Genomic DNA, 18,315 nt, shown 5'->3' with positions numbered 1-18,315 from the left:
TATGCTATTGTTTTTTACATAGGCTTATAAAATTGGTTTTGTTTTTGGTTAATTTTTAGTTTAGTTCAATGAAGCCAGGAATTAAAGTGCTTTATAATTACAGTTATAAAGCAAAGATTAATTGCAACCTTCAGAAGTTATAATGATCTGATTTCCATTCATCTCAAAATTGGTTTCAGCACTAATACTTTTACAGACAATTTTTAGTTTTTCAGGCAAAGGCTGGTCACTAAGTGATGTAGTCAAATGGCAATCTTTCAATTTATTTATTGGATAATCAATCTTGACTTGATAGGCCTGCTCAATTGTTTCGAATATTTGCGAAACTGGAATATCGCTAAACTCAAAACTTAACTGTTCAATATTGCCTGCACTCTGCACTAAGGTTTTATCTTGAGTGATGTTTGTGATTTTATTGAATTTCAAATCACTTCTAAAAAAACGGAGAGCCTGATTTGGAAGAAGAACTACTTCCTCTTGATTCGGTTTGGCAACTAAATCATTGGATTTCACCTTAACTTTACCGGTGCGAACAAGAACTTCAACATCAGGCTGGTCAGAATAAGCCCTAACTCTAAAGCTAGTCCCAACAACTTTTGTGACAATCTCATTAGCGTAAACGAAAAAAGGCTTTTTAGGATTTTTACTAATTTCAAAGAAACCTTCGCCGGATAAATACACCTTTCTTTCGTTCCCGGTAAAGATTTTAGGGTAACTTAACTTACTATTTGGCTGTAATAAAACTGAACTTCCGTCTGACAATGTGATAATTTGCGGATTGTTCGAATTGTTTGTCTGTTCTACTAATCCTTCACTATTTTCGGCTATCAGTTCTTTATAAGTGACAATATTGTCAGCTGGCAGATAATTTTTATAATACCAAACAGCGATCAAACAGAAGAATAAACTGGCTGCAATTCCAGTAAAAAAATAGTTTTTGAAAAACTTAGTACTGGCGTTTTTGCTGAAAAGAATTTCATTTTCTTTTTCTTCGATTTTAAGCCAAGTTTTTTGCAGTGCTTTTTGAACATCAGATCTGGATAAATCCGAATCTGAAACTTTCATTGCCAGCAATAAATGCCTAGCATCTTCTACCAGTGTGGCGCGTTCCAAGCTTTCTAAAGTCCATTCTTCCCAACCATCCTGATCCATTTTAAGCAAGATCCATGATTGGAACGATTCGTCAGACAAGAAGTCCTCAATTTGAGTATATGTGTTACGTTTTTGCATCTAAAAATAAGGTTACAAAAACATAGAGGACAGCACTCTTATTATATACTCACCAAATTGTGATTTTTTTTATTTTTTTTGAAATAAATTTAAAAACCGATTGCGGATAGCAGAAGAAATAAGGAAAAACTACCCTTCCAATCCTTGCGAAGAGCCATCAAGCCACGGTGCAACAAATTACTAGCCGACTGATAGTTAACATCCAACATTTCGGCAATTTGTTCTACACTAAGGCCTTGATGATAACGAAGATATAAAGCTTCTTTTTGACGCGCTGGCAAATCATTCAACAATTTATTCAAGTGGATAATTTTTTCTTTCGCATCATCATCAGCTTCGTCTAAAAGTTCATGATCGACTGAAAATTCAAGAAGAAAAGCTATTGAATCTGTACTGGCAGTTTTTCGAAAGATATGATCGCGTTCATGCAAACGCGCAATTCGCTTACGCACACTGGACAATAAATAAGCTTTTACAACAACTGAAGATTGCAATGAATTCCGATAAATCCAAATATCAGTAAAAACATCCTGAATGCAATCTTGGACTTTTTCTTCAAATGGGGAAAGTGAATTTCCATATCGAACTAAATCAGCATAATACCTTTCGAATAATATTGAAAATGATTTTTCATCACCATCTTTCAATTTATTCCAAAGCGTGTTATCGTCAAATAAATTCGATGTTAAAGTTGAAGTTTTCATTATTTATTGGGGCAATATTCTATTTTATTTTTTTCTTACCAATGAAGAGATTGTATTTTTTTAACAATATCATTCGCTTTTGTGCGATAAATATATAAAAGCTAATAATTAAAACCAATTTATTTACATAAAAGAGACAGTGTCCTAACTTAAAGTCCTTTTTAATTACATATTCCTTCCAGATTTCCTATATAATTGAGACTACCTCCGGGAGAAACATCCAAATAAATCAAATTCTAAGCTTCACTAACTTCAATTTCATTATTACCGTTAAATCTACTGCTGTATAATCTCCAAACTTATTTTTCGCTTTATTGCTGAAACGATCGATACTTAATAGTTTCGCTTTAAAATTAGCATCTGGAATATTAGTAATTTGATAATTTACTGAAGAAAAAACACACAAAGCCAGTAACAGCAAGTGGTTCTTGATCAAAGACTTAGATTATTTTTGGCTTTCAAATACATAAAATGAGAAAATCAAAAACAAAAATTTCATAAAAAAAGCCTTACTAATTAAAGTAAGGCTTTTTGATTGTTTATTTTGAAAAAACAGCTTTAGAAAGCTACGTTCCAGCGTGGCAATTTACCGTTTGCATCTAAGAAGTTTTGCAAAACTTGTCCTTCAACAGCAGTTGGGATCGCTTTCACATCAGCATTAAAAGTTTCATACCAAACTACTTCAAGCTCAGAAATGTTCTCCAATTTCATTTGTGCTGGCCAAGAATATTTTCTTCCTGTTTTAGCAAATTGATGTCCGTTTACAATTTTATCGTATAGACCTCCATTTTTTGTTTTTAACGTTCCATCATTTTGAACAGTTCCTGTAGAACCAACCATAATTAATTCTTTCTCTCCTCCTTCAACAGCATAAACTATAAAAATTCCAGCACTCCCTTCTGGAGCGTTGCAAACTTCTTCTAAACTGTCCTCAATAGTAAAAGCAAAACTGCTTGTTGCTTTAAACTTTTCTAATTCTTTACTCATATTTCTTTTTTAAGCTTCTAAGTTACTGAGGTACTAAGATGCTAAGTTTTTGTTTTTATACCTCAGTATTCTGAAATGTAAAAAAGTCTCAACGAAATATTGAGACTTTTTTTTTTGGAATTTATTATTTCAAATCTTGAAGATTATCCAAGTACCTCTTTTACTTTTTTACCAATTTCAGCTGGTGAATCAACAACGTGAATTCCGTTGTCTCTCATGATTTGCTTTTTAGCGGCAGCTGTATCATCAGAACCACCAACAATAGCACCTGCGTGCCCCATTGTTCTACCAGCAGGAGCAGTTTCTCCAGCGATAAAACCAATAACTGGCTTACGGTTACCATCAGCTTTAACCCATTTAGCAGCATCAGCTTCTAATTGACCTCCAATCTCACCAATCATGATGATAGCTTCAGTTTCAGGATCGTTCATTAATAATTCAACAGCTTCTTTAGTTGTAGTTCCAATGATTGGATCTCCACCAATACCAATAGCTGTAGTAATTCCTAAACCTTGTTTTACAACTTGGTCAGCAGCTTCATAAGTTAAAGTTCCTGATTTAGAAACGATACCAACTGTTCCTTTTTTGAAAACAAAACCTGGCATAATACCAACTTTAGCTTCACCTGGAGTGATAACTCCTGGGCAGTTTGGTCCAATTAATCTTGAACTTCTTTCTTTAACATAATTATTTGCTTTAATCATGTCTGCTACAGGAATTCCTTCTGTAATAGCGATAATTACTTTAATTCCAGCATCAGCAGCTTCCATAATTGCATCAGCAGCAAAAGCTGGCGGAACAAAAATGATAGATGTATCAGCTCCAGCTTGATCAACAGCATCTTTTACTGTATTAAAAACCGGACGATCTAAATGGCTAGTCCCTCCTTTTCCTGGAGTAACACCACCAACAACATTAGTACCGTACTCAATCATTTGAGAAGCGTGGAAAGTTCCTTCACTTCCTGTAAATCCCTGAACAATTATCTTGGAATCTTTATTAACTAAAACACTCATGATATATATTTTATGTAGTTTTTAAATTTGTGTTGCAAAAATAAGGTTTTGTAATGTATTTTGCCTCTTTTATTGTCAAAAAAATATTAAGAAAATTGACTCATCTGATAACCTCTAAAAAGTTTATCATCTTTTATTTGCCAAATGGTTGAAAAATGTGCCAACAACATCTCTTCTCTTGGGTTTTCAATCGTTTTTACATAATGCGAGTAACGTATTGAAACTAAGTCGTTTTCCTCAATAATATGACTAATTCTGACCTTAGAACGCACATACGCGCGACTTAAATCATTTGCCATATCCAACATCGAATTATAATCCATTTCAATCAATCCTTTTGTACTGTGCCACTCCAACTTTATTTCTGGATGCAAGTATGTTCTCATGATTTCACTATCAATCAAGGCATCCGACTTATAAAATTTTTGAACAAATTCTTTTATAGACATATTACTTCAATTTATTTAGAATTTCAGGAATCTTTTTGATATTGGCTAATTGCTTTAATTTTTCTCTTGATTCTTCAATTGGAGTTCCAAAATAAGATTTTCCGCCTTCAACTGATTTGGTCACACCTGTTTGTCCCATAATAACAGCCTTCGCTCCTATTGTAATACCACTTGTTGTTCCTACTTGTCCCCAAAGCGTAACTTCATCTTCAATAATTACACATCCAGCAATACCAGTTTGCGATGCAATTAAGCATTTTTTTCCGATAATAGTGTCATGCCCAACATGAACTTGATTGTCGATTTTTGTTCCTGCTCCAATTGTTGTATCGCCCGTAACTCCCTTGTCAATTGTACAAAGAGCCCCTATTCCAACATTGTCTTCAATCACTACACGTCCTCCAGAAATCAATTGATCAAAACCTTCTGGACGTTTTTTATAATAGAAGGCATCTGCTCCTAAAATAGTTCCTGCATGAATAATAACGTTGTCGCCAATAACTGTATGATCATAAATTGAAACATTCGAATGAATCAAACAGTTTTTACCAATTTTTACGTTATTTCCAATAAAACTATTCGGCTGAATTACGGTACCTTCTCCAATTTCCGCAGTTTGTGCAATCGCAACATTTGCAAATTGAAAAGGTTTAAAATGTTTGGTCAAAGTATTGAAATCTCTGAAAGGATCATCAGAAATCAAAAGCGCTTTTCCTTCTGGGCAATCTACTTTTTTATTAATCAAAACAATCGTTGCAGCAGATTGCAAAGCTTTGTCATAATATTTTGGATGATCCACAAAAACAATATCACCGGGTTCTACAACATGAATCTCGTTCATGCCTAAAACCTGAAAGTCTTTGTCACCAATAAATTCGCAATTCAGCAAATTTGCAATTTCTTGTAAAGAATGACTCTTTGGAAATTTCATATAGTATAATTAGAAAATTTGTCAATTAGAAAATGAGTCAATTAGAAAATCAATATACAAAAAATGTTTTGATCCAAAATTATCTAATTGACTCATTGTCAAATTATCTTAATTAAAAAAATTTGTCAATTAGAAAATATGTCAATTAGAAAATGTGTCAATTAGAAAATAAAATTATTCAATTTCTGCGTTTGCATAATTTTCTAATTGACACATTGACAAATTATCTAATTAAAAACTACTCTTTTACACGCTCCATGTAAGAACCTGAAGCTGTATCAATTTTTATTTTATCACCTTCGTTGATAAACAAAGGAACGTTTACATTTGCACCAGTTTCTACAGTAGCGTTTTTAGTTGCGTTTGTAGCCGTATTTCCTTTTACTCCTGGTTCAGCATAAGTAACTTCAAGAATTACAGATGCTGGCATATCTACTGATAAAGGTAAATCTGTCTCTGTATTGATTTGAACCATTACATTTGTCCCTTCTTTCAACAAATCTGGAGCATCTAAGATGTTTTTGTTTAAAGAAATTTGCTCAAACGTTTCAGCATTCATGAAATGAAATTCATCACCTTCTGGATATAAGAATTGGAATGTATGTGTTTCAACTCGTATAACATCAATTTTATGACCTGCAGAAAATGTATTATCCAATACTTTACCCGAAGTTAAACTTTTAAGTTTTGTTCTTACGAAAGCTGGACCTTTTCCAGGTTTAACGTGAAGAAATTCAATAATTTTATAGATGTCGTGATTAAATTTAATACACAATCCGTTTCTAATATCTGATGTAGATGCCATTTTGTTTTTTTATTTTATTTTATTGTTGAATCGTTGAATCGTTTAACTGTTTATTCGGTTGGACGATTAAACAAATAAACAATTAAACTTTATTTTTAATAATTTCCTGAATAACCTTTCATAATTCCTCGTGATGAATTTCTGATAAAATCAAGAATTTCATCCCTCTCAGGAGTCGCTTCCATTTCAGCTTCAATAATACTTAAAGCTTGAGTTGTGTTGTAGTTTTTTTGGTACAAAATTCTGTAGATCTCCTGAATTTCTCTGATTTTTTCAGTACTGAAACCTCTTCTTCTTAAACCAACTGAATTAATCCCAACGTATGACAATGGCTCTTTCGCCGCTTTTGTATATGGAGGAACGTCTTTTCTAACCAATGATCCACCAGAAATCATGGCATGATCTCCAATATGAATAAATTGGTGAATGGCCGCCAAACCGCCAATTACAGCGTGATTCCCAACAACTACGTGACCCGCCAAAGCAACACCATTTACAATAATTGCATTGTTACCAATTTCGCAATCGTGTGCAATATGTGCATAAGCCATTACTAAGCAATTGTTCCCTAGAACAGTTTGTCCAGATGCAACAGTACCTCTATTAATCGTTACACACTCTCTAATAGTACAATTGTCTCCTATAATAGCAAGAGAATCTTCTCCTCCGAATTTTAAATCTTGTGGCACCGCAGAAATTACAGCTCCCGGAAAAATATTGCAATTTTTACCGATACGTGCACCTTCCATGATGGTCACATTTGAACCAATCCAAGTACCATCACCAATAACAACATTATTGTGAATTGTTGTAAAAGGCTCAATTACAACGTTTTTAGCGATTTTAGCGCCAGGATGAACATATGCTAATGGTTGATTCATCTGTATGTTTTATATTTTAAATTAAAATAGTCTAATTTGAGGGCAACAAACCTAAACAATAAATTTGACTATTTATTGTTTTCTTGCAATTTGTGCCATTAATTCTGCCTCGGTCACTAATTTTCCGTTTGCATATGCATTTGCTTGCATATGGCAAATCCCTCTTCTGATTGGAGAAATCAATTCACATTTGAAAATTAATGTATCGCCAGGCAATACTTTATGCTTGAATTTAACATTATCAATTTTCATGAAATAGGTTAAATAATTTTCAGGATCTGGAACCGTGCTTAAAACTAAAATCCCTCCTGTTTGTGCCATAGCTTCAACGATTAAAACTCCTGGCATAACTGGTGCTTCTGGAAAATGCCCTACGAAGAAATTTTCATTCATAGTAACATTTTTCAAACCAACAACATGACGATCAGACATCTCAATGATTCTGTCAATCAATAAAAATGGAGGTCTGTGAGGGAGCATTGCCATGATTTTGTGAATATCCATCAATGGCTCTTGGTTCAAATCATAAACTGGAACATGGTTTCTTTGTTCAATTTTGATGATTTTTGCCAATTTTTTAGCAAACTGAGTATTTACAAAGTGACCTGGTTTGTTTGCAATGATTTTTCCTTGAATACGAACTCCAATTAAAGACAAATCACCAATAACATCAAGCAATTTGTGTCTTGCGGCTTCGTTTGGATAATGCAGCGTAAGATTGTCTAAAACTCCGTTTGGTTTAACAGAGATCTCATCTTTTCCAAAAGCTTTCTTTAAATTCTCCATTGTAGACTCTGAAATTTCTTTATCTACATACACAATTGCATTATTCAAATCTCCTCCTTTAATAAGGCCGTTTTCTAATAATGATTCTAATTCATGCAAGAAACTAAACGTTCTTGAGCTTGCGATTTCAGTTTTAAAATCAGCAATACTTTTAAGTGTAGCATTTTGAGTACCCAATACTTTTGTACCGAAATCTACCATTGTTGTAACCTGATATTCATCGCTTGGCATTACAAGGATTTCGCTTCCTGTCGCTTCATCAGTAAAAGAAATGACTTCTTTAACCACGTAAACATTACGTTGCGCATCTTGTTCTTCAATTCCAGCTTTTTCAATCGCTTCAACAAAATATTTTGATGAACCATCCATTATAGGAAGTTCAGAGGCATCTAATTCAATGATAATATTATCCAAATCGCAACCAACTACTGCCGCTAAAACGTGTTCTGGAGTTTGTATTTTTACACCTAATTTCTCTAAATTAGTACCTCTTTGCGTATTAACAACATAATTAGCATCAGCCTCAATAATTGGCTGACCTTGCAAATCTACTCTAACAAAAGTGAAACCATTATTAATAGGAGCTGGTTTGAAAGTCATTGTAACTTCTTTTCCAGTGTGTAATCCAACTCCTGTTAGTGAAATTTCATTTTTGATGGTTTTCTGTTTAACCATTATTTCCATTTTTTGGGTTTATTATTTGTTTTTTTAATTCTTCAACTTCAGCAACAATTTTAGGAAGATTCTTAAAATGAACATACGATTTATTAAAATCTGTATATCCAAGCGATGGAGTCCCTTGTAAAGTTTCATCGTCTTTAATATTCCTTGCTACCCCAGACTGCGCCTGAAGTCTAACATTGTTACCTATTACTAAGTGGCCCGCGATACCAACCTGCCCGCCAATCATGCAGTTTTCTCCTATTTTAGTTGAACCGGCAACACCGCTTTGTGCAGCAATTACTGTGTTTTTTCCAATTTCAACATTGTGAGCAATCTGAATTTGATTGTCTAATTTCACTCCTTTTCTAATTATTGTAGAACCAAGTGTTGCTCTGTCAATTGTAGTATTTGCACCAACATCAACATTATCTTCAAGGATAACGTTTCCAATTTGAGGTACTTTGCTATATTCTCCATTTTCATTTGGAGCAAAACCAAAACCATCTGCACCTATAATTACTCCTGAATGAATTGTACAATTATTTCCTATTACGGTTTCAGAATAAATTTTTGCTCCTGCAAAAACATATACATTATCACCAATGACAACATTGTCGCCAATAAAGCTGTTTGGATAAATTTTCACATTATTCCCTAAAACTACATTTTGCCCTATATAACTGAAGCTTCCTAAATATAAATTTTCTCCATATTTTGTTCCCTCAGACATAAAAGACTGCGCTTCGATTCCTGTCTTGTTCAATTTTACTTGATTGTAAAAATGTAAAAGCTTAGAAAAAGCGGCATAAGCATCTTCTACTTTTATTAAAGTTGTAGTAATCTCTTGTTCTGGAACAAAGCTGTCGTTGACAATTGTAACTGTCGCTTTTGTAGTATATATATAGTTGACATACTTTGGATTAGCCAAAAAAGTAAGCGATCCATCCTCACCTTCTTCTATTTTAGATAGCCGAGAAACTTCTGCATTGGGATTCCCAACAACTTCTCCTTCTAAAATTCCTGCTATTTGTTCTGCTGTAAATTTCATCGCGACAAAAATATAAAAAATAGATTTTAAATGTTAATTTTAGATAAGTTGTTTTGGAAAACAGATATAATATTTTGTTACCAATTTAGATAACGATTTCAAATTCAACTGGTCAGAGGCTTCAACAACATCTTCAATTGTTTTATCTTTTTTCAAAATTCGTATTGGTTCAGCTGCCTTGCTATAAGCTTGGTTTTTAATTTTTCCTCTAAAAATAAAATAACCGGCTTCTAATTGTGAAATATTATGATCCTCCGCAAACTCTTCTTTCATCGACTGAGATTCTTCCATCGGAATTTTCTCTGCACTCATTTTTATCTTAAGCAAATCTCTGTTAATGATCATTTTACTCAAAGTTGAAAGTATAAAATCATCTTGTTTTTGCCAAGCTTTAAGAGCGCTAATAATATCAAAATCGTCTAATTGCGAAAATAAATCTAGCTTTTCAGCATCAAAATCCTCAAGTGCGATTTTATTTTGCATAAAATACAAAAGCGGTTCACTGCACGGCAATTTAACTCCTTTGAGCGTCAATTCTTTAGCTCTTTTCAACACTTTCATTAGTATTAATTCAGCAACCAAACTTGTTTTGTGCAAATAAGCCTGCCAATACATTAATCTTCTTGAAAGAAGGAATTTTTCAACAGAATAAATTCCTTTTTCTTCTATCACTAAAACATCATCTTCAACATTCATCATCTGAATCAATCGTTCAGAATTGACATTTCCTTCAGCAACCCCCGTGTAAAAACTGTCACGTTTTAAATAATCCATTCTATCCATATCCAATTGACTTGAAATCAATTGCAACATAAATTTCCTGTGATATTCCCCTTTAAAAACCTGAATAGCTAAGCTTAATTTTCCGTCAAAATCTTCATTCAGCTGATTCATAAACAAAAGCGAAATAGCTTCATGGTGCACGTCTTCAACAATACTTTTTTCCATAGCGTGAGAAAATGGTCCATGCCCAATGTCATGTAGCAAAATCGCTATTAACAAAGCATTTTCTTCTTCTTCAGAAATGGCTACATCTTTAAAACGAAGCGTATCAATTGCTTTCTTCATCAAATGCATACATCCCAAGGCATGGTGAAAACGTGTATGGTTGGCTCCTGGATAAACCAAATACGAAAGTCCCATTTGTGAAATACGGCGCAAACGCTGAAAATATGGGTGTTGAATTAAGTCGTAAATAAGCTCATTCGGGATTGTGATAAACCCGTAAATGGGATCATTGAATATTTTTAACTTATTAATATGAGTCACTATTTGGTTATTTTTAGGTCAACAAATATAAGTAAATAACTATAGTTTTTCATTTAAAAGTTAACATTAAATTTAGCTGATAGTGAGACAAATACTTAAATATCAAAAAGATTTTATCTCAAAATTAGGTTTCATTTATCTGAAATTTATACTATTTTTAATAGTTTTTAAGTTCTATACTTCTAAATTGCATTAAAAATAAATTTGTTTATGGATAAGATAAAAATACTTTGGGTCGATGATGAAATTGACCTTTTAAAGCCTCATATATTATTTCTGGAGAAAAAAAATTACTCGGTAACGACTTGCAACAACGGACTTGATGCTGTTGCGCTATTTGAAGAAGACAATTTCGATATTGTTTTTTTGGATGAAAACATGCCAGGAATGAGCGGTTTAGAAACGCTTTCTGAAATGAAAGAAAAAAAATCGGCTATACCAATGATTATGATTACCAAAAGCGAGGAGGAATACATTATGGAAGAAGCGATTGGCTCTAAAATTGCCGATTACTTGATCAAGCCTGTAAATCCGAATCAGATTTTGTTGAGTTTAAAGAAAAACTTGGACGATTCAAGGTTAATTACTGAAAAAACGACTCTTGACTATCAGAAGGAATTCAGAAAAATCGCGATGGAATTGGCGATGGTAAATTCTTATGAAGACTGGGTCGAACTATACAAAAAACTGCTTTTTTGGGAACTAAAACTTGAAGACATCAACGATACGGCGATGATTGAAATTCTGGAATCTCAAAAAGTTGAAGCTAATTCTCAATTCGGGAAATTTATAGAACGAAATTATGAAGATTGGTTTGCCCCAAAAGCAGACAAACCTATACAGTCCAATACTTTATTCAAAGAACTGGTCGTTCCTGAAATCAAAAAGAAAGACAAACCTATTCTCTTTGTAGTAATTGACAATCTTCGTTATGACCAATGGAAGGCTTTTGAAGGCGTAATTGCCAATTATTACAAGTTAGAAAAAGAAGTTCCGTACTACTCTATTCTTCCAACGGCAACACAATATGCTCGAAATGCCATTTTTTCTGGTTTAATGCCAGTCGAAATGGAAAAACAATTTCCTGAATATTGGAAAAATGATGTCGAAGATGGCGGAAAAAATCTTTATGAAGCTGAATTCCTTTCTGCTCAATTAAAACGTTTAGGTTTGAATATTAAGGAAGATTATTTCAAAATCACCAATTATGCCGGTGGAAAAAAACTAGCAGAAAATTTCAAAGCCTTAAAAGGAAATGACTTAGTTACTGTAGTCTATAATTTTGTTGACATGCTTTCGCATGCTAAAACCGAAATGGAGGTCGTAAAAGAATTAGCTTCTGATGATAAAGCGTATCGTTCTTTGACTTTAAGCTGGTTTAAAAATTCGCCTTTATTAGAAATTATTCAACAGGCACAACTTTTGGGCTTCAAACTTATTTTAACAACAGACCACGGAACAATAAATGTAAAAAATCCGTCGAAAGTTGTGGGAGATAAAAATACAAGCCTAAATTTGCGTTACAAAACTGGTCGCAGTTTGACATACGAACAAAAAGATGTTTATGTAGTAAAAGAGCCTAAAACAATTGGTTTGCCAGCGATAAACATGAGCAGTTCGTTTATTTTTGCCAAAAATGATTTCTTTTTGGCGTATGTAAACAACTACAATCATTATGTGAGTTATTACAAAAATACGTATCAGCACGGCGGAATTTCATTGGAAGAAATGATTATTCCGTTTTTAGTTTTTAACCCAAAATAAAAAGTTTTCAGTCGCAGTTTAAAGTCTCAGTTAAAAACTGAAAACTGAGACTGGGACTGAGACTATTAAAAATAAACAAAGATGAACATTGTTTTTTCATTAGATCAAATTCAAGAAGTTGCAGAGCAGATTATTGCTTCAAATCCTAAAAAAATCATTCTTTTTAACGGAGAAATGGGAGTTGGAAAAACAACCTTGATCAAACAATTATGCAAAACTTTAGGTGTTCAAGACGCAACTAGCAGCCCTACTTTTTCTTTGGTAAACGAATACCAAACACCTAATAATCAAACGGTTTATCACTTTGATTTTTACCGATTAAATAAAGAGACCGAAGCACTTGATATGGGCGTTGATGATTATTTGTATTCTGGAAATTGGTGTTTTATTGAATGGTCTGAAAAAATTGCGAATTTACTACCTGATGAGTATTCTACCATTAATATTGAGTTATTGGCAGATGGGAAAAGAAATTTAGAATTAGCATAAAACTTTGCGAGAGACTCACAAAGAAAAAACAACAAAAATGAACACCTCACAGAACGTAGAAATAATCCCTTTTTCCTCAGATTTAAAAGACCACATCAAAACGCTGAATATAGCTTGGCTGGAAAAATATTTCAGAGTCGAAGAAAAAGACAAAATCACGCTTTCAAATCCGCAAGAAGAAATTATTGATAAAGGCGGTATGATTTTTTACGCTCGATATAATAACGAAATTATCGGAACGGCTTCATTATTAAAACTAAATGATTCTACATTTGAATTAAGCAAAATGGCAGTTTCAGATAGTGCGCAAGGCCTTGGAGTTGGGAATAAACTTCTAGAACATTGTATAAATGTTGCTAAAGAAAATAATATTGAGACGCTATTTTTATACTCAAATACAATTTTACTTCCTGCAATTCATTTGTATAAAAAATTTGGCTTCGTTGAAATCCCTTTAGAATCGGGCATTTACGAAAGGGCCGACATTAAAATGGAGAAAAAAATATCTTAACATTTACATCACAGTATTAGCAGAATTTTTGCACTAATTTTAAATCTTTTTGCGTAATTTGTACCTTTAATTTTTTGCACACCCATGTCAATCACGTTAACTCCATTTACAAAACAACAATTACTGCCACAAGAAGAAAAACTTGAGGTAGGTCGTTTTAAAAGAGAACTTTTTATAGGAATTCCTAAGGAAACAAGTTATCAGGAACGTCGTATATGCCTGACGCCTGACGCTGTAAATTCACTTACTTATGAAGGACATCGCGTTATGATTGAATCTGGTGCTGGCGAAAGTTCAAGCTATACCGACAAAGAATATGCAGATGCTGGCGCCGAAATCACAAAAGACACCAAAAGAGTTTTCGGTTGTCCGTTTTTACTAAAAGTAGAACCGCCTACTCTAGCCGAAATCGAAATGATCAATCCTGAAACAGTTATTATTTCGGCCATTCAGCTTAAAACAAAAAAGAAAGCGTACTTCGAAGCTTTGGCACAAAAAAAAATTACTGCATTAGCTTTTGAATATATTAAAGACGAAGATGGATCGTATCCCGCAGTAAAATCTTTAAGTGAAATTGCTGGAACTGCTTCAATCCTAATTGCTGCAGAATTGATGATTACTGACGAATTTGGAAAAGGACTTTTATTTGGGAATATAACAGGTGTTCCCCCTACTGAAGTCGTGATTCTTGGAGCTGGAACTGTAGGTGAATTTGCTGCAAAAACAGCTATCGGATTAGGCGCAAACGTAAAAGTTTTTGATAATTCAATTACTAAATTGCGACGTTTGCAAAACAATTTAAATCAAAGAATTTTCACTTCAACAATTCAACAAAAAGGTTTATTAAAGGCTTTACGTCGTTGTGATGTGGCGATCGGAGCGATGCGAGGAAAAGAACGTTGCCCGATTGTAGTAACCGAAACTATGGTCGAGCACATGAAAAAAGGTGCCGTAATTGTGGATGTCAGCATTGATACTGGCGGATGCTTTGAAAGTTCTGAAGTTACGACACACGAAAAACCAACCTTTATCAAAAACAATGTTTTACACTATTGTGTGCCAAACATTCCTTCTCGATACTCTAAAACCGCCTCATTATCAATAAGTAACATATTAACTCCTTACCTTCATCAGATAGCCGAAGATGGTGGTTTAGAAAGTGCAATTCGATGCAATAAAGGGCTTAAAAACGGAATTTATTTGTATCACGGAATCCTTACAAATAAGGCAATCGGCGACTGGTTTGATTTGCCAGACAACGATATTAATTTACTTGTATTTTAAGGGAACTTTAGTGTACCTTTGCAAAAAATTTATTTCATGAAGTTCGTACACCGTTTTGCATATTATCTTATTGGCCTTGTATTAGGATGTTTTATCGTATCAGGATTTTTTATTGGAAAAGATACGCGTTGCAATTATTTCCCAAATGCCAGAGTTTTAAATAATCTGAGAACAAAACCTTTTCAATATTCAGACAAAGCTGTTCAAACCTTAAACGAAAAATGGGTTGACACTGCAGATGTTAAAAACACGTTGACTTACGGAGATGTTGATTTTGACCAAAGTAATATCCCATATAAAAAAGGAAAGCTTTATATCATTGAAGGAAAAACAGTAAAAAATCAGGAAATCATTCTAAAAGTGGTTAATTATGAAAATAAAGCTGTTTTAGAAGACATTATCAAAAAAGAAACTGAAAAATAGTTTCGCTGAAATCTTAAAACCACTCTATTTCTTTAATTTTCTTTGATTCTAGAAAAGCATTCGTTTGGCTGAAATGTTTGTTTCCAAACCATTTTCCTTGATTAGCACTCATTGGTGAAGGATGTCCAGATTCTAAAACATGATGTTTTGAACGATCAATCTTTAGGCCTTTTTTCTGAGCAAAACTTCCCCACAAAAGAAAAACAACATTTTCTTTTATGTCGGAAATTGACTGGATTACTGCATCTGTGAAAAGATTCCATTTCAAATGTTTATGGCTATTTGGACTATCTTTTCGCACGGTTAAAGAAGCATTCAAAAGCAAAACGCCTTGCCGTGCCCATTTTTCAAGATTGCCCGAAGTTGGCATAAAAATCGAATCAAAATCGGTATTTATTTCTCTAAAAATATTGCGAAGCGAGGGCGGGATTTTGACATTATCATTTACAGAAAAACTCAAACCATTGGCTTCTCCTTCTCCATGGTAAGGATCTTGACCAATAATTACAACTTTCAAGTCTGAAAAACTGCAATTATTAAAGGCAGAGAAAATCAATTCAGCTGGTGGATAGCAGGTATGTGTTTTGTACTCAATATCCAGCGCATCCATCAATTCCTTAAAATAAGGTTTCTGAATTTCGTCTTTCAAAACAGTCTGCCAATCTTGAGATAAATTAATCTTCATTTTAAAATTTTATTACAAATTACGCAAAGTTTTTTTCAAACTACTAATGAATAGTACAATTTAGTTTTCAAAACTTTGTAACTTTGAAATCTTACAACTTACGATATATAATGGTATCTATTACAGAAAAAACATTACAAGATTTACAATTTCCAACCGTGCTTGAAACCATTTCTGATGGTTGCAGTACTGATATTGGAAAAGAAAAAGCTTTACTTATAAAACCTTTTAGAGATAAAGAAGAATTGATGCAGTCTTTGATGCAGACATCGGAATATGTGTCTTCTTTTCAAAATAATAACGCCATTCCGAATCACGGATTTGACGCAATCACGCATGAAATCAAATTCTTAGCAATCGAAGACAGCTTCCTTGAAGTAGGAAGTTTTAGAAAAATTGCGAATCTTTCCGCAACAACAAATGTCTTGCTGAATTTCTTAAAAAAATTCGACGACTATTATCCAAATCTAAACGCACGAGCTTCAAGAGTAGAATTAACAAAAGATATAATTACTTCAATTGACGCTATTGTAGATAAATACGGAGAAATAAAAGACAATGCTTCACCAGCATTGGCTGGCATTCGCCAAAATATGAATTTGGTTCGCGGAAAAGTAAACCAAAGTTTTGGAGTCGCCTTAACACAATATAATGGCTTAGGATATTTGGACGATATTAAAGAAAGCTTTGTACAAAATCGACGAGTTCTAGCCGTACTCGCTATGTATCGCCGAAAAGTTAAAGGCTCTATCTTAGGAAGCTCAAAAACTGGAAGTATTGCTTACATTGAACCAGAAGCTACTTTAAAATATTCTCGAGAACTTGCAAATCTTGAATATGAAGAAAAAGAGGAAATTACGAGAATTCTCAAGAATTTATCAAATGTAATTCGTCCTTATCTTCCTTTATTAATTGAATATCAAGATTTTTTAAGTGATATTGATGTTGTTGCCGGGAAAGCAAAATATGCTAATAGAATCAATGCAATCTTGCCGACAATTACAGAAGAAAGAAGATTGTTTTTTAGAGAAGCTTATCATCCAATTTTGTATTTGAACAACAAACAAAAAAAAGAAGTTACGCATCCACAAACGATCGAATTAAAACAAGAAAACCGAATTATTGTCATTTCTGGACCAAATGCGGGAGGAAAAACTATTTCCTTAAAAACGGTTGGTTTATTGCAATTAATGTTGCAATCAGGAATTTTGATTCCGGTTCACGAAAGAAGTGAAACTTTCTTGTTTGACAGAATCTTAACCGACATTGGAGATAATCAATCCATTGAAAATCACCTAAGTACATACAGTTACAGATTAAAAAACATGAATTATTTCTTGAAGAAATGCAACAGAAAAACAATGTTTTTAATTGACGAATTTGGTACAGGTTCTGATCCTGAACTGGGTGGAGCATTGGCTGAAATCTTCTTAGAAGAATTTTACCATCGTGAAGCTTTTGGAATTATCACGACGCATTATTCCAATTTAAAAATTCTTGCCAACGAATTGCCATACGCAACAAATGCCAATATGATGTTCGACGAAAAATCTCTCGAACCAATGTATAAATTGGCTTTGGGTCAGGCAGGAAGTTCGTTTACTTTTGAGGTTGCTCAAAAAAATGGAATTCCGTTTGGACTGATTAATCGTGCGAAAAAGAAAATCGAAGTTGGAAAAGTTCGTTTTGATAAAACCATCGCAACGCTTCAAAAAGAGCGATCGAAACTGGAAAAAACTTCTTTGAATTTAAAAGAAGAAGAAACCCGTGCGCGCGAGGAAAGCAAAAAGATGGAAAACATCAATACTAAAATTCAGCAAAAATTAGAAAGCTATCAAGAATTGTACGACAGTAATCAAAAAATAATTTACATCGGACAAAAAATTGATGATATTGCCGAAAAGTACTTCAACAACAAAAACAAGAAAGAACTAATTGGCGAATTTCTGAAAATTGTTGAGATAGAAAATTCAAAACGCAAAAAAGGAACTCCGAAAGAAGTCAAGGCCAAAGTCGAAAAACAAAAAGAAATTATTGCTGAAGTTCAGGTAAAAGTTGAAGAAATTCGAAAAGAGAAAAAAGAGAAAAAACTAAAACCTGTCGTAGAAAAACCAAAACCAATTTTAAAAGTTGGCGACCGAGTAAGAATGCTTGACGGAAGATCTGTAGGAAGTATTGATTCGATCGAAAAAAATAAAGCAACGGTTAATTATGGAATTTTTACTTCGAAAGTAAGTTTGGATGAACTGGAATTGGTTGAAGCTGTAAAAAAATAGATTTTCAGTCGCAGTCACAGTTTTTAGACTTAAAAATTAATATAAAAAACACTTAAATTAAAATAAAGCGATTTAATAGACGTTTTTATTTTAAAAGCAAAATAAGATTACCTT

Annotated in this window: 18 protein-coding genes; 6 read left to right on the top strand and 12 right to left on the bottom strand. The window is 33.3% G+C overall.

Translation table 11 applies throughout. The features are described 5' to 3' along the window. Nucleotides 1-117: 117 nt before the first annotated feature. The 11 genes from H600_RS0116325 to H600_RS0116270 form a co-directional block, all read right to left on the bottom strand. Complete coding sequence (locus H600_RS0116325; protein ID WP_026729790.1) at nucleotides 118-1,230, bottom strand: FecR family protein; 1,113 nt, start codon at nucleotides 1,228-1,230, stop codon at nucleotides 118-120. Nucleotides 1,231-1,319: 89 nt separating this feature from the next. After that, nucleotides 1,320-1,934 carry an RNA polymerase sigma factor gene (locus H600_RS0116320; protein WP_026729789.1) on the bottom strand — a complete coding sequence of 205 codons (615 nt, stop codon included), beginning with the start codon at nucleotides 1,932-1,934 and terminating at the stop codon, nucleotides 1,320-1,322. A 558-nt stretch (nucleotides 1,935-2,492) separates the two neighbouring features. Continuing rightward, nucleotides 2,493-2,921 carry a hypothetical protein gene (locus H600_RS0116310; RefSeq protein ID WP_026729787.1) on the bottom strand — a complete coding sequence of 143 codons (429 nt, stop codon included), beginning with the start codon at nucleotides 2,919-2,921 and terminating at the stop codon, nucleotides 2,493-2,495. 143 nt (nucleotides 2,922-3,064) lie between these two features. After that, nucleotides 3,065-3,937 carry a succinate--CoA ligase subunit alpha gene (sucD, locus tag H600_RS0116305; RefSeq protein ID WP_012024957.1) on the bottom strand — a complete coding sequence of 291 codons (873 nt, stop codon included), beginning with the start codon at nucleotides 3,935-3,937 and terminating at the stop codon, nucleotides 3,065-3,067. A gap of 86 nt (nucleotides 3,938-4,023) precedes the next feature. After that, nucleotides 4,024-4,386, bottom strand: coding sequence for a nuclear transport factor 2 family protein (locus H600_RS0116300; RefSeq protein ID WP_026729786.1), 363 nt, complete (start codon nucleotides 4,384-4,386; stop codon nucleotides 4,024-4,026). Nucleotide 4,387: 1 nt separating this feature from the next. Then, nucleotides 4,388-5,317: a UDP-3-O-(3-hydroxymyristoyl)glucosamine N-acyltransferase gene (locus H600_RS0116295; RefSeq protein ID WP_026729785.1), complete on the bottom strand. Its 930-nt coding sequence runs from the start codon at nucleotides 5,315-5,317 to the stop codon at nucleotides 4,388-4,390. A gap of 238 nt (nucleotides 5,318-5,555) precedes the next feature. Further along, the gene (efp, locus tag H600_RS0116290) at nucleotides 5,556-6,122 is read right to left on the bottom strand and encodes an elongation factor P (RefSeq protein ID WP_012024960.1); all 567 of its coding nucleotides are present in this window, start codon (nucleotides 6,120-6,122) and stop codon (nucleotides 5,556-5,558) included. Between the two features lie 95 nt (nucleotides 6,123-6,217). Beyond that, nucleotides 6,218-7,003, bottom strand: a complete 786-nt coding sequence (lpxA, locus tag H600_RS0116285; RefSeq protein WP_026729784.1) for an acyl-ACP--UDP-N-acetylglucosamine O-acyltransferase — start codon at nucleotides 7,001-7,003, stop codon at nucleotides 6,218-6,220. Between the two features lie 72 nt (nucleotides 7,004-7,075). Then, on the bottom strand, nucleotides 7,076-8,464 hold the full coding sequence (locus tag H600_RS0116280; protein ID WP_026729783.1) for a bifunctional UDP-3-O-[3-hydroxymyristoyl] N-acetylglucosamine deacetylase/3-hydroxyacyl-ACP dehydratase: 1,389 nt from the start codon (nucleotides 8,462-8,464) through the stop codon (nucleotides 7,076-7,078). Next, nucleotides 8,457-9,500, bottom strand: a complete 1,044-nt coding sequence (gene lpxD / locus H600_RS0116275) for a UDP-3-O-(3-hydroxymyristoyl)glucosamine N-acyltransferase (RefSeq protein WP_026729782.1) — start codon at nucleotides 9,498-9,500, stop codon at nucleotides 8,457-8,459. The genes H600_RS0116280 and lpxD overlap by 8 nt, the downstream gene beginning before the upstream one ends. A gap of 39 nt (nucleotides 9,501-9,539) precedes the next feature. Beyond that, entirely contained in the window at nucleotides 9,540-10,769 is a 1,230-nt protein-coding gene (locus H600_RS0116270; protein WP_026729781.1) for an HD domain-containing protein, read from the bottom strand. A gap of 210 nt (nucleotides 10,770-10,979) precedes the next feature. Between H600_RS0116270 and porX the strand changes: the two genes are divergently transcribed. The 5 genes from porX (at nucleotide 10,980) to H600_RS0116245 (ending at nucleotide 15,240) form a co-directional block, all read left to right on the top strand. Further along, the gene (gene porX, locus H600_RS0116265) at nucleotides 10,980-12,533 is read left to right on the top strand and encodes a T9SS response regulator signal transducer PorX (protein WP_026729780.1); all 1,554 of its coding nucleotides are present in this window, start codon (nucleotides 10,980-10,982) and stop codon (nucleotides 12,531-12,533) included. Between the two features lie 81 nt (nucleotides 12,534-12,614). Beyond that, a complete protein-coding gene (gene tsaE / locus H600_RS0116260; protein WP_026729779.1) occupies nucleotides 12,615-13,022 on the top strand; it encodes a tRNA (adenosine(37)-N6)-threonylcarbamoyltransferase complex ATPase subunit type 1 TsaE in 408 nt (135 codons plus the stop codon). Between the two features lie 37 nt (nucleotides 13,023-13,059). Beyond that, entirely contained in the window at nucleotides 13,060-13,533 is a 474-nt protein-coding gene (locus H600_RS0116255) for a GNAT family N-acetyltransferase (RefSeq protein ID WP_026729778.1), read from the top strand. A gap of 84 nt (nucleotides 13,534-13,617) precedes the next feature. Continuing rightward, a complete protein-coding gene (locus tag H600_RS0116250) occupies nucleotides 13,618-14,817 on the top strand; it encodes an alanine dehydrogenase (RefSeq protein WP_026729777.1) in 1,200 nt (399 codons plus the stop codon). Nucleotides 14,818-14,853: 36 nt separating this feature from the next. Further along, a complete protein-coding gene (locus H600_RS0116245) occupies nucleotides 14,854-15,240 on the top strand; it encodes a DUF4258 domain-containing protein (protein WP_026729776.1) in 387 nt (128 codons plus the stop codon). Between the two features lie 13 nt (nucleotides 15,241-15,253). Here the strand turns inward: H600_RS0116245 and H600_RS0116240 are convergent, their stop codons facing one another. Beyond that, nucleotides 15,254-15,925 (bottom strand): uracil-DNA glycosylase, encoded by a 672-nt coding sequence (locus tag H600_RS0116240; RefSeq protein WP_026729775.1) that lies wholly within the window; start codon nucleotides 15,923-15,925, stop codon nucleotides 15,254-15,256. A gap of 110 nt (nucleotides 15,926-16,035) precedes the next feature. Between H600_RS0116240 and H600_RS0116235 the strand changes: the two genes are divergently transcribed. Then, the gene (locus H600_RS0116235) at nucleotides 16,036-18,201 is read left to right on the top strand and encodes an endonuclease MutS2 (RefSeq protein ID WP_026729774.1); all 2,166 of its coding nucleotides are present in this window, start codon (nucleotides 16,036-16,038) and stop codon (nucleotides 18,199-18,201) included. Nucleotides 18,202-18,315 lie beyond the last annotated feature (114 nt).

Origin of the sequence: Flavobacterium denitrificans DSM 15936, assembly GCF_000425445.1 — a bacterium.
GTDB classification, from domain to species: domain Bacteria; phylum Bacteroidota; class Bacteroidia; order Flavobacteriales; family Flavobacteriaceae; genus Flavobacterium; species Flavobacterium denitrificans.
This window is presented reverse-complemented; position numbering and strand designations above follow the sequence as displayed.